The sequence below is a fragment of the Alphaproteobacteria bacterium genome, assembly GCA_023898745.1.
GTDB lineage: Bacteria > Pseudomonadota > Alphaproteobacteria.
Genome location: CP060237.1, coordinates 908,924 through 921,224, shown reverse-complemented (window position 1 = coordinate 921,224; position 12,301 = coordinate 908,924). Strand labels below are relative to the sequence as shown.

Below are 12,301 nucleotides of genomic sequence, written 5' to 3'. Positions count from 1 at the left end.
CGTGGGGTTGTCATCACGAGGAATGCGGCAACGCGGTGATCCATAATGGATGGCCACAACCCTTAAGGGTCTCGCCATAACGACCTTACCTATTTTCTTATCCTAATAAATTATGGTAGCATACTCTATATAAGGACTTGAACAAGAAACAATGGCAAAGAAAAAAGGCGCAGTCATTCAAATCAGGATGATCAGTTCTGCAGACACAGGATATTTTTATGTAACTAAGAAAAATGCAAGAACAAAGCCTGATAAGTTAGAAATGAAAAAATACGATCCTCGTGTGAGAAAGCACGTAATGTTCAAAGAAGCAAAAATGAAATAGGTCTATGACAGAAGAAAAAGATCAAGAAGTAGAAGTAGATCCTATAGAGGAGCTGCAAGAAAAAGTTAAGGCGCTGGAAAGTGAAGTTCTTAGGGGTCGTGCAGACCTTGAAAACACTAGAAAGCGCTTTGAAAAAGAGCGCGTGGATGCGGCTCAGTTTGGTGCATTTCGTTTTGCAAAAGATCTGCTGAAGGTGATTGATGGTCTTGAAATGGCGTTGCAAAGTATTGAAAAAACGCAAGACGTTAAAAGTACTGTGGATGGCATCAAGATGATCCACCAAGAATTTGATAAAATTCTTAATGCGCATGGTGTTAAAAAAGTTGATTCACTTCATCATGAGCTCGACCCAAATGTACACGAGGTGGTTACAGAGATTGAAGATGAGACTTCTGAACATCCATCGCAAACAGTGGTGCGAGTGATGCAAGAGGGGTACAAGATGCACGAGAGACTTCTTAGACCTGCGATGGTTGGGGTGAAGAAGTAGCTATTTCAACTCCTGCCAATTTTCTCCCATTTTCATATTGGCAATAATCGGGACATCCAAGAAATCACATACAGTTTCCATCAAGAATTTCACTTTCATTTTTACAATATCAACTTCATTTTTTGGAACTTCAAATAATAATTCGTCATGAACCTGCAAAATCATCTTAGAACGTAATTTATCCATCTGTAGCCAAAAATATACACGATTCATCGCAATTTTCATCATATCGGCTGTTGTGCCTTGCAAGGGCGCATTGATGCTTTGACGTTCAGCATGTCCAGCAAACTTTCCTTGAATTTCAGAAATATAAATACGTTTATTGAATAGCGTTTTTACAAAGCCTTGTGTTTTGGCCATAGCTTTTTGTGTTTCAATGTACGCTTGAACGTTTTTATATTGACCTACATATTGATCAATGATTTTTTGCGCTTCAGATTTTGGGATTTTCAATGCTTCAGATAATCCAAATGCGCTCATGCCATAAATGATACCATAGTTAATCATTTTCGCATTGCGTCGCGTTTCATCTGTTACAGTTCCGAAAACTTCTTGGGCTGTTTTGGCATGGATATCCTCGCCATGGCGAAATGCTTCAACCAAAGCTTTTTCTTGGGAAAAATGGGCTAACAGTCTAAGTTCGATTTGTGAATAGTCGAAGCTTAATAGTTTCGTGCCTTTAGGTGCTACAAATGCCTTGCGCACATCATCTGATTTTGCTGGAATATTTTGCAAGTTGGGGTTTTGAGAAGAGAGGCGACCTGTTAAAACATTATTGTGCAATAAGGTTGTATGAACGCGGCCTTTTTGTGTTTTTTCAATCAAAGGCTTCACATATGTGTTAAGAATTTTAGCTAGCTGCCTATAGGTTAGAATGAGATTTGTCAGCGGGAGGTTAATTTTTTCTAACACATCAGAGTCTGTTGAATAGCTACCTGTTTTGGTTTTTGTCGTTCCGATAATTTGCATATCTTCAAACAAAATAGCTCCAAGTTGTTTTGGTGAATTGATGTTAAACTCCTTTCCAACAATGTTATAAATTTCTTTTTCACATTTAACTAATTCTTTCTCAATATGATCTTCATATTGCATCAAAAATTCCATATCAATTTGGATGCCGTGCTTTTCAATATTCACGAGAATTTCGGGTAGGTATCGCTCTCCTTGTTCGTAAAGTGACAGCGCTTCGGCTTTAACCAGGTCTTTTTTAAGTAGAGGATAGAGATTTTTATCATTGTAATATGCTTCAAGAGCTTTTAAAGAATGGTCGTGCTTTCCTGAAAATAAGCATAAAGACATAGATTCTAATGCATGATATCCTTTAAGGTTTGTATCTAATTCTTGACACTGATAAATCACATCTTTGACAGAGTGAAAGATTTTTGTGATACCGGGGTTTTCGAGAAGAGGTTTGATGTTTTTCAGAAAATTTGCATCAGATGTCTCAAAAGCAAATCCATTGACTAAACAAGTGGTGCTATTTCCATCTATACGAATATAGACTTCTAAACTATTAAGTGCGCGCTTATAGAACTCCTCAAAAGATGAAAGAGTTTTTAATTTAACAGCTTTCTGCTCTAGCATGGCTAATAAGCTATGAAATCCATTTTCTTGAAAGAATGTACGGTCAGGTGATTCTAAATGTAATTGCGATAAATCGTGTTTTATTTCTAAATCATCTTTCAAATGCGCCAGTTGTTTTGAAATAAAAGCCTTGTCCTTATGCTCAATCAAGCGCTCTTTACGCTTGTTATTTGGGAGATCATCTAAGTGTTCATAAACACCCTCTAAGGTTTTATATTTAGATATGAGCTCCTGTGCACCCTTGGGTCCTATGCCGGGAATTCCAGGAATGCCATCAGAAGAGTCACCCATGATAGATTGCACATCTAAAACCTGATGCGGTGGCACTCCAAACTTTTTCAGGACATCTTCGGACGTCAGTTCTTTTTCTTTAATGGGATGAAAGATTTTCACTTTTTCATTAGTTAGAAGCTGCATAAAATCTTTATCACCAGAAATAATATTTACAATGTAACTACCTTGAGAAGCCTTTTTCGCATAGGATGCAATAATATCATCTGCTTCATAACCATCTTGCTCAACTTGATGGATGCCCAAAGCTTTGCATGCATCTCTTATAATTGGGAACTGTTTTTTTAGATCTTCTGGTGCCTCTACGCGTTTGCTTTTATATTCCGGATAAAGATCATGGCGAAAATTTGTTTTGCCTGAGTCAAACACAGCCAAAAATAATTCATCAGGGCGACTTTGCATAAGCTTGATCATCATGCGACAAAACCCAAAGACAGCGCCGACAGGATCACCTTTTGGGTTGGTTAGAGGGGGAAGGGCGTAGTATGCCCGAAAAACATAGCCATAGCCATCGATTAAATTGAGACGTTTCACGAAAGTTGAAGTTTTTGCTTATTCGTTACATAAATATAACAATATATATCCTACAAAGTCATTTCATCGTGTCAGCAAATTTTACCGTTATTACCTTATTTCCTGAGATGTTTCCTGGTCCTTTGGAGCATTCTTTATCAGGCAAAGCTTTAGAGAAAAAAGAATGGAAGTTGCGTGTAATTAATATGCGTGATTTTTCTCATTCAAAGCATCATAAAGTTGATGATACGTCATTTGGCGGTGATTTTGGGTTGGTGATTATGTGTGATGTTGTGCATGATGCCTTAGTATATGCTCTGACGTTGCATAAAAATCCTATAATTGTATATTTGAGTCCGAAGGGTGAGGTGTTTAAACAAGAACATGTCAAAAGATTTTGGCATCGTCATTCTGAAACAAACACCAGAAGCTCTTTTGCTGAAGCTCAGGATGACGAGCTTGAGATTATATTCCTATGTGGGCGTTATGAAGGAATCGATGAGCGTGTGCTTGAATATTGGCGCGAAAATCATGGACTTATAGAACTCAGCCTAGGTGATTTTATTCTCTCAGGTGGAGAGGTGGCTGCTATAACCATGATGGATGCGATTTTGAGATATCAAACCGTTGAGCGAAAAGAAACATTAGCATATGAGTCTTTCGAAAATTGCTTATTGGAATACCCCCATTATACAAAACCAAGAGAATGGAAAGGTAAGCAAGTGCCTGAAGTTTTGTTGAGCGGGCACCATGGCGATATTGCAAAATGGAAAAAAGAAATGTCCGAAAAGATCACTAAAGAAAAACGCCTGGATTTATGGCAAAAGTATTTGAAAACTTAACCGCATGCGTCATTACGAGCTGACGCATCCCCACGAATTTTCTAAAATCCAAAAAAGTCCTAAACGCTTAACCATGTAAGCTTTTCTTCTGGAGAAATTGATAGAGAAATATAAGGATCACGACTGTCATGGCGAGATTTTCGAAAGAAAATCGTGGCCATCCATGTTTTTCTAGCTCACCACGCCTTGCTTCGCAAGGCTCGTGATGACGTCTGCACATATTTAATTCGTGAGGGATGAATCAGATCGCGAACGTTCGTTAGAGCGCGTGGCCATCTATGGATCACCATGTCGCTACGCTCCTCGTGATGACGACTGTGCGAATATTTGAAATCTTAATAAAAAGTAAATATATTCTAAATACAAGTGTTGTACTCACAAAAACTTACAAAATTTTATACTCTCTATAGTCACGACAAAAAAAACGTGACATACTTTAGTATGATCAGATGAAGAGCATGCAGTTTTGGGTTATCTTGTACCAACAGTTATTGAGCAATCCGGTAGAGGTGAAAGGGCATATGATATATATTCTCGCCTATTGAGGGAGCGTATTATCTTTTTAACAGGTGAGATTAATGATGATGTTGCATCATTGATTTCAGCACAACTTTTGTTTTTGGAAGCTGAGAATCCAGAAGCGCCTATTTATCTCTATATCAACTCTCCAGGAGGCGTGGTTTCATCAACCTTTGCCATGCTGGATACAATGAACTTCATTACTCCAGATGTCTATACGGTTTGTATAGGGCAAGCGTGTTCAGGAGGTTCGTTGCTTCTTGCGGGCGGCACAAAAGGTAAGCGTTATGCCTTAAAAAATAGTCGCGTAATGATCCATCAACCCCATGGTGGCGCAAGGGGCCAAGCAAGTGATATGAAGATTCAAATAGAAGAAATGTTGAAATCAAGAGAAACACTTTATGCAATGTATGCTGATTTTACTGGACAGTCAATTTCTAAGATTAAAACAGCCTTAGAGCGTGATACATTCTTAAGCGCAGATGATGCTTTGAAGTTTGGGTTGGTCGACGAAGTCATAGAAAAAAGAGTTGATATGGCTTTAAAATCCATATAACTTTTTGTTAACCTGAATTTGCCACAGTAGCATAGGAACTAAGATCAAACTTTAGGAGATGGAGACGATATGACGAGAAATACAAACGGTGGACTGCTTTTTTGTTCATTTTGTGGCAAAAGTCAGAATGAAGTGAGAAAGCTTATTGCGGGCCCAGCTGTTTTCATTTGCAACGAATGCGTTGATCTTTGTAATGATATTGTTCATGAAGAAGAGGATATAGCGCCACAAAAGGCAAAAACCTCCGAGACTTTGCCAAAGCCGAAAGAGATCTATAAAGCCTTAGACAACTATGTTATTGGTCAAGATCATGCGAAAAAAGTTCTCTCTGTTGCCGTGTATAACCACTACAAACGTCTCTTTAATGATTACTCTGAAGAAAATATTGAACTAGCGAAATCTAATATCTTATTGTTAGGACCAACAGGGTCAGGTAAAACACTATTAGCGCAAACGTTGGCACGTATTTTGGATGTGCCATTTACAGTGGCTGATGCAACAACACTAACAGAAGCAGGTTATGTTGGTGAAGATGTTGAAAATATTATCTTGAAATTGCTTCAAGCTGCAGATTATAACGTGGAGAAAGCTCAACAAGGTATTGTGTATATTGACGAAGTTGATAAGATTTCAAGAAAATCTGAGAATCCGTCTATTACAAGAGATGTTTCTGGAGAGGGTGTGCAACAAGCTCTTCTCAAAATTATGGAAGGCACTGTAGCATCTGTTCCGCCACAAGGTGGCAGAAAACATCCCCAACAGGAGTTCTTACAGGTTGACACAACAAATATTCTCTTTATTTGCGGTGGTGCATTTTCTGGTGTGGAAACAATCATCAGAAATCGTGTTCAAAAGGGCAGTATTGGATTCAACGCTGCGGTGCATAAAAAAGATACAACACCAACGTTTGAATTGTTGAAAAATATTGAGACGCACGATTTGGTGAAATATGGCCTTATCCCAGAATTTGTTGGTCGTTTACCTGTCATCGCAACTCTAGAAGAGCTTACAGAGGAGGTATTGATTGATATTTTGACACAACCAAAGAATGCTCTGATCAAGCAGTACAAAACTTTGTTTAAGTTAGATAATGTGGAACTAACTATCGATAATGACGCGGTGCATGCGATTGCAAAAAAAGCTTTAGTGCAAAATACCGGCGCAAGAGGTTTGCGGGCGATTATGGAAAATATTTTACTTGATATGATGTTTGAAGCGCCGTCCAAAGAACAAAAAACAGTTCGCATTACAAAAGATATGGTCGAAAAAACACCTGTGATTGATTTAAAAGAAAAAGAAAAAAATAAAGCGATCAATAAAAAAGTAAAAAGTCCTTCAGCGAACAAGAAGTTGTCATCTTGAGGATATAGCGTATCGTCATTGCGAGCGTGCCGCAGCTTTAGCGAAGGCGGCGTGGCAATCTATGATGGATCACCAGGTCGCTGCGCTCCTCGTGATGACAAGTTCCTATACTAAGTCCAAAGCCTCCTGAAATTCATCCCACTCTCTCTTTGACATTTTTGTATCTTCTTGTGTGATTTTCTCACCCTTTAGCATACGTTTAAGCGCTTTTACTGCTTCATCTGAGAAGTTTTGCCCGTTAACAGAATAATTCATAAAGGCCTCATATGTTAAAGGAACCCATTTTGCAATAATATCTTGCATAACTTCAGCGTAAACACGAATTTCGTATTGTGAATGCGGATCGGCTCTTAATTTTACGAAGTGCATAAGGTTGTGCAGGTCAATTTTCCAATACATTTGTGTATATACGTTAATTGGTAAGTTTGCGCGCGCAAGTTCTCTTGCAAGGTCGTAGTCATTAATCAATGATTCATACTGTTCATAAGATTGAGCTGCATTACCAGATAGAATCTCGATAATTTTATCAGATTGTTCTTTTGGCAAAGGCTCTGTCTCGCGACACTGTTTGTTTACAGCAGATTGTGTGGAAATATCCTCAGGACGTGGAATATAAAATTCGTTATCTAATATAGAATATCGTGCAGAATACTCGTTTATATTAGCTGTACGGTGGCGAATCCACTGACGCGCAACGAAAATAGGCATTTTAACATGCAGTTTAATTTCACACATTTCAAACGGCGTTGTGTGTTTATGGCGTAGTAAATAGTGAATCAATCCTCTATCTTGAGAAAGCTGTTTCGTACCTTTTCCATAAGATACACGTGCCGCTTGTACAATAGAGCTATCTGTTCCCATATAGTCCACAACACGAATAAATCCATGATCTAAAATTTTAAACTCTTGACCCAGGATTTTGTCTAATTCAGGAGATTGAACGCGTTGTTCTATATCGCCTGTTGGTGTAATTTTTGACATGTGTGTTTATCTATATGAATTCTCTATAGGTGGATTTTACACGAAATATCTTATCAACCCAAGAAAAAAACCGATGTTATTTGCTTAATCTAGTAGACTTGTTTTTTGAAATTGATTTACCATTAATTCTAATAAGTTAACCTATTTGGTTTTTTTGATGTTATTAACAAATTTTATTTTTGGTAGTGCGGTGGATGCAAGTACTAGTGCTGCAGAAGTTAGAAGTGCAAGTTCTTGGAATGATATTGGATTTTTTCGTGAGCAAGGGGTGGATTGTTCAGATATGTCTTTGCAAAGGCATGACAACTATTTTTTAGAATTGTTTGCTAAGGGTTTAGGGCGGGCGCCTACATTAAATGATGTGTTCCAGCTTGGTAAATTGAACCTACCCGAATATGTGCAAAAATATCTTCTGCATTATGCTACTTGGCTTTTAACGTTAAGAGTAGAGAGTTCATTGCATCAGGATGTGAAAGACGCAAGTTTTATGCTTTTTTCGAGGAATGTGTTCGACAATAACTCGCTTGAAAACATAGTTGGAGTGCTTGAGCCTGTCCCTTTGGCAAGAAGTAGGATTATAAAAGACGATCTTGGAAATGAGGTTGTCTTGCAGCGCGAGGTGTTTGATGCAATAGAACGTCAATTAGATTGCAAATTATTCCAGCGTGTTTTGCCAGTAGTGCGGTCTGAAGGAATAACTCTTGAAGAGATTGTTCATGGGTTATTGGATGGTAAATGTTTGATTGCTGGCTACCCAATCACTGCGCATGGTTTTTCAAGCAAATTTGCTAAAATGCCTACAGTGTTAGCTGCGACGCATGATCATTTTCATTATCAAAACTTTCTTATAAACTTTGAGGGCTGCATTTCAAATTGGATTTTCAAACAATTAGGGCGAGAGCGTTTTGAAGTCTTAAGTGATGAGGTAGATAGGTTATATAATGAAGCAATATCTAGATGGGAGCGCTTTACTAGTTATTTTAAAGAAGCTCTTGCGAGAGAAAAGAAGAAAATGGATGATAGCACGACCAACAGTTATAATGAGTTGCTGGTAAGTTTGTTTTATCTTCTGCATGAGTCTCCTGGACTGTTAGACAGTAGTCTTTTGGATAATCCAGAAAGTTTTGATTTCAGTGTTTTAGCAAAAGAAAAGTCACCATTGAAAGATTTGCCTTACTTTCAAGATAGTGTTGAAGCTACAAAACGAGCGTTGACTGCTAAGTTAAAGCAAAAATTAAGCACACTTCGTGCCCCAAAAGAGGTTATGAGCACTCCTAATGAGAAGTTAGATGAAGAAATGCGCCCCATAATAAACGAGTTGGAAAAAATTCAGCGAACTGAATATATAATATTAAGGCAAAGCGAGTTAGCGGTTGTATTTACTCAGTATGATCCGAAGGAAGATTTAAACCCTCAAGAACGAACCATCCCAACGTTCCTATGGCTGCGCAGATCGTTATTTGATTCTTATTTTAATTTGTCGCAAACCAAACATAGGCTAGCAGACCAACCAACTGAAGCAAAAATTGATTCACACGAAGCTTTCCAAGCTTATGTAGACAAGATGATGCAATCGCTAGCAAAATGTGCGGAAGATGCGAATAGCGCTCTTACAAATCACTCCGCAGGTCAAGCGCAGAATTAAAGTCCTCCAATAATTTTTATTTTTTAGCACTCTAGTTGAACGAGTGCTAAAAACATGTCATAATTATGGTGTAAAAGGGGAAAACACTTTAATTGGAGGTTTACAATGTCAAAAGTAATCGGAATAGACTTAGGAACAACAAACTCATGTGTTGCGATTATGGAAGGTTCAAAAGCGCGCGTCTTAGAGAATGCTGAAGGCGCGAGAACAACACCTTCGATTGTCGCATTCAAAAATGGCGAAAAATTAGTTGGCGGTCCAGCAAAGCGTCAAGCAGTCACAAACCCAGCCAATACAATTTATGAATCCAAGCGATTTATTGGTAAGAAATTTAAAAGCATCAAATCTACTGTAGATAAATTGCCATATAAAGTTGTGGAACATGATAATGGTGATGCATGGTTTGAAATTGATAAAGAAAGGTATAGTCCATCCCAGATTGGTGCATTCATTTTGACAAAAATGAAAGAAACAGCAGAAAACTTTTTGGGTGAAAAAGTTACAGATGCAGTGATCACGGTTCCTGCTTATTTTAATGATGCGCAACGTCAAGCAACAAAAGATGCAGGTGCAATTGCAGGCTTGAATGTATTAAGAATTATCAACGAACCCACAGCAGCGGCTCTGGCATATGGTATTGATACAGAGAAAAATAAAGAAGGCTATATCGCAGTGTATGACCTTGGTGGTGGAACGTTCGACGTTTCTATCCTAGAGCTTGGAGATGGAGTTTTTGAAGTGAAATCCACAAGTGGAGATACAGACCTTGGTGGAGGAGACTTCGATCAAAGAATTATTGATTGGATGATTGAGGAATTCAAGAAGTCTGAGGGTATGGATCTTGGTAAGGATAAGCTAGCCTTGCAACGTTTAAAAGAAGCGGCAGAAAAAGCGAAGATCGAGCTTTCGTCCTCTGTAGAAACAGAAATTAATTTACCATTCATAACAGCAGACGCATCTGGTCCAAAGCATTTGTTGCTTAAGCTTTCACGCGCAAAGTATGAAGGCATGGTCAAGGATCTGATTGAAAGAACAGAAAAAGCATGCACAACAGCCTTAAAAGATGCAGGAATTTCCAAAAGCGAGATTCGTGAAGTTCTTCTCGTGGGTGGTATGACACGTATGCCAAAAGTGCGTGAGTTCGTAAAAGATATTTTCGGAAAGGAGCCTTCTGCTGGTGTGAACCCTGATGAAGTTGTTGCGACGGGTGCGGCAATTCAAGGCGGAATCATTAAGGGTGATGTGAAAGATGTCTTGTTGTTAGATGTAACACCTTTGTCTTTAGGTATTGAAACAATGGGCGGTATTTTCTCAAAATTGATTGAGAAGAACACAACAATCCCAACAAAGAAGAGTCAAATTTTCTCAACAGCTGCTGACAATCAAACAGCTGTGACAATTAGCGTTTATCAAGGTGAACGCTCTATGGCTCGTGATAACAAGAGTCTAGGGCAATTTAATTTGGAATCTATTGCGCCCGCTCCAAGAGGTGTTCCGCAGATTGAAGTGACGTTCGATATGGATGCAAACGGTATTTTAAGTGTATCTGCTGTTGATAAAGGAACAGGTAAAGAGCAGAAAATTACAATTCAATCATCAGGTGGGTTATCTGAAGAAGAGATTGAAAAAATGAAAAAAGATGCAGAGATGCATGAGGAAGAAGATAAGAAAAAGAAAGAGCTAATCGAAGCGAGAAACCAAGCTGAAGGTTTGGTTGCATCAGCAGAGAGTTCTTTGAAGGAGCATGGTGATAAGGTGTCTGAAGATGTAAAAAAAGATATCGAAGATAATATTACATCTATGAAAGAGATTTTAGCAAAAGAAAATGCGGATGTGTCTGAAATTAAAGACGCAACAGAGAAGCTGACACAAGCATCCATGAAGCTTGGAGAGGCGATTTATAAAGATCAACAGGCACAAGCGGGTGGTGGTTCTGATGCTCCGTCTGGAGAGGATGCAAAAACTGTAGACAGTGATAATAACGACGATACGCATAGCAACGCATAATGGCTGCCAAACAGGATTATTACGCAACGCTTGGCGTAAATAAAAATGCAAGCGCAGACGAAATTAAAAAAGCCTACCGCAAGGTAGCAATGAAATATCATCCAGACCGTAATCCTGGCGACAAAAACTCCGAAGAAAAATTCAAAGAAGCGTCCGAAGCTTATGAGATTTTAGGTGATGCAAAGAAGCGTCAGCAATATGATCAGTTTGGGCATGCGGCATTTGGTCAAGGAGGAGGTGCTGGAGGATTTGGTGGCGCTGGAGGTTTTGAAGGATTCTCTGGTGGATTTTCAGGCAATGCTTCAGATATTTTTGGTGACATTTTCGGTGAGTTTTTTGGCGGGGGTCAGCGTCAACGTAAGCCAAATATGCAGCAAGATGGCAATGATGTGCGTTATGATATTTCAATTACTCTGGAAGAGGCATTTTCTGGGGTGGCAAAAAGTGTAAGTTATCGCGTGAACGATACGTGTTCTACATGTGATGGCAAAGGATCAAAAGATAAAAGCGCTTTTCAAGACTGTTCAACATGTCGTGGGCAAGGTCGCGTGCGTATACAGCAAGGTTTTTTTATGATGGAGCAATCTTGTCACGCATGTCAGGGCACAGGCAAGACGATCAAAAATCCATGCCCAACATGTCATGGGCAAGGGCGTACGGTGCAAAATAAAACAACAGAAGCAAAGATTCCTGCTGGTATTGAAGATAATATGCGCGTTCGCGTTGCTGGAAAAGGTGAAGCTGGGCTTAGAGGCGGGTCTTCTGGAGACTTGTATATATATGTAACGGTAAAGCCACATAAAATTTTCAAGCGTATGGGAAGTGATTTGTTATGTCAGATTCCAATACCAATGGTAGATTGCGCTTTAGGTGCAGAAATCGAGGTTCCACTGATTGAAGGTGGAACTCAGAAGGCTACTATTCCTGCAGGTACGCAAAATGGTGCGAAGATTAAAGTGCGCGGCAAAGGCATGTCCGTTTTGCAACGTCAAACCAGAGGAGATTTAATTATTGAATGTCAGGTTGAAACGCCTGTGAATTTATCGGGCAAGCAGACGGAATTATTGCAATCATTCAAAGAAGAGTCAAAGAGTAGAAATAACAGCCCAGATTCCAAAGGATTTTTCGCAAAATTGAAAGAATTTTTCCAATAGTTTTACGAAGGTAATTAACTGTTTTTTAACTC

General features: G+C 38.9%; 10 protein-coding genes. 8 read left to right on the top strand and 2 right to left on the bottom strand.

Going from position 1 to position 12,301, the window contains the following annotated elements:
- Nucleotides 1-151: 151 nt before the first annotated feature.
- Together rpmG and H6850_04580 are read left to right on the top strand one after the other, a co-directional pair.
- Nucleotides 152-325: a 50S ribosomal protein L33 gene (gene rpmG, locus H6850_04585; protein USO02344.1), complete on the top strand. Its 174-nt coding sequence runs from the start codon at nucleotides 152-154 to the stop codon at nucleotides 323-325.
- Nucleotides 326-329: 4 nt separating this feature from the next.
- Entirely contained in the window at nucleotides 330-815 is a 486-nt protein-coding gene (locus tag H6850_04580; GenBank protein USO02343.1) for a nucleotide exchange factor GrpE, read from the top strand.
- Here H6850_04580 and H6850_04575 read toward each other — a convergent pair whose 3' ends face one another.
- Nucleotides 816-3,224 (bottom strand): hypothetical protein, encoded by a 2,409-nt coding sequence (locus H6850_04575; protein USO02342.1) that lies wholly within the window; start codon nucleotides 3,222-3,224, stop codon nucleotides 816-818. It lies immediately after the preceding gene.
- A gap of 68 nt (nucleotides 3,225-3,292) precedes the next feature.
- Between H6850_04575 and trmD the strand changes: the two genes are divergently transcribed.
- The 3 genes from trmD (at nucleotide 3,293) to clpX (ending at nucleotide 6,482) form a co-directional block, all read left to right on the top strand.
- Nucleotides 3,293-4,045: a tRNA (guanosine(37)-N1)-methyltransferase TrmD gene (gene trmD / locus H6850_04570; GenBank protein ID USO02341.1), complete on the top strand. Its 753-nt coding sequence runs from the start codon at nucleotides 3,293-3,295 to the stop codon at nucleotides 4,043-4,045.
- A gap of 466 nt (nucleotides 4,046-4,511) precedes the next feature.
- Nucleotides 4,512-5,120, top strand: coding sequence for an ATP-dependent Clp protease proteolytic subunit (locus tag H6850_04565; GenBank protein USO02340.1), 609 nt, complete (start codon nucleotides 4,512-4,514; stop codon nucleotides 5,118-5,120).
- 69 nt (nucleotides 5,121-5,189) lie between these two features.
- Nucleotides 5,190-6,482 carry an ATP-dependent Clp protease ATP-binding subunit ClpX gene (gene clpX, locus H6850_04560; GenBank protein USO02339.1) on the top strand — a complete coding sequence of 431 codons (1,293 nt, stop codon included), beginning with the start codon at nucleotides 5,190-5,192 and terminating at the stop codon, nucleotides 6,480-6,482.
- Nucleotides 6,483-6,587: 105 nt separating this feature from the next.
- Here the strand turns inward: clpX and H6850_04555 are convergent, their stop codons facing one another.
- Nucleotides 6,588-7,463 (bottom strand): FAD-dependent thymidylate synthase, encoded by an 876-nt coding sequence (locus H6850_04555; protein ID USO02338.1) that lies wholly within the window; start codon nucleotides 7,461-7,463, stop codon nucleotides 6,588-6,590.
- A 154-nt stretch (nucleotides 7,464-7,617) separates the two neighbouring features.
- On the opposite strand from H6850_04555, the gene H6850_04550 reads away from it, so the two are divergent.
- The 3 genes from H6850_04550 (at nucleotide 7,618) to dnaJ (ending at nucleotide 12,269) form a co-directional block, all read left to right on the top strand.
- Complete coding sequence (locus H6850_04550; protein USO02337.1) at nucleotides 7,618-9,108, top strand: hypothetical protein; 1,491 nt, start codon at nucleotides 7,618-7,620, stop codon at nucleotides 9,106-9,108.
- A 105-nt stretch (nucleotides 9,109-9,213) separates the two neighbouring features.
- Nucleotides 9,214-11,115 (top strand): molecular chaperone DnaK, encoded by a 1,902-nt coding sequence (gene dnaK, locus H6850_04545; protein ID USO02336.1) that lies wholly within the window; start codon nucleotides 9,214-9,216, stop codon nucleotides 11,113-11,115.
- Nucleotides 11,115-12,269 carry a molecular chaperone DnaJ gene (gene dnaJ / locus H6850_04540; protein ID USO02335.1) on the top strand — a complete coding sequence of 385 codons (1,155 nt, stop codon included), beginning with the start codon at nucleotides 11,115-11,117 and terminating at the stop codon, nucleotides 12,267-12,269. Before dnaK ends, dnaJ begins: the two co-directional genes overlap by 1 nt.
- The last annotated feature ends 32 nt before the right edge of the window (nucleotides 12,270-12,301 follow it).

Coding starts and splice junctions, on each gene's coding strand:
- rpmG (USO02344.1), top strand. CDS start 152: ATGGCAAAGAAAAAAGGCGCAGTCATTCAAATCAGGATGATCAGTTCT.
- H6850_04580 (USO02343.1), top strand. CDS start 330: ATGACAGAAGAAAAAGATCAAGAAGTAGAAGTAGATCCTATAGAGGAG.
- clpX (USO02339.1), top strand. CDS start 5,190: ATGACGAGAAATACAAACGGTGGACTGCTTTTTTGTTCATTTTGTGGC.
- H6850_04555 (USO02338.1), bottom strand. CDS start 7,463: ATGTCAAAAATTACACCAACAGGCGATATAGAACAACGCGTTCAATCT.
- dnaK (USO02336.1), top strand. CDS start 9,214: ATGTCAAAAGTAATCGGAATAGACTTAGGAACAACAAACTCATGTGTT.
- dnaJ (USO02335.1), top strand. CDS start 11,115: ATGGCTGCCAAACAGGATTATTACGCAACGCTTGGCGTAAATAAAAAT.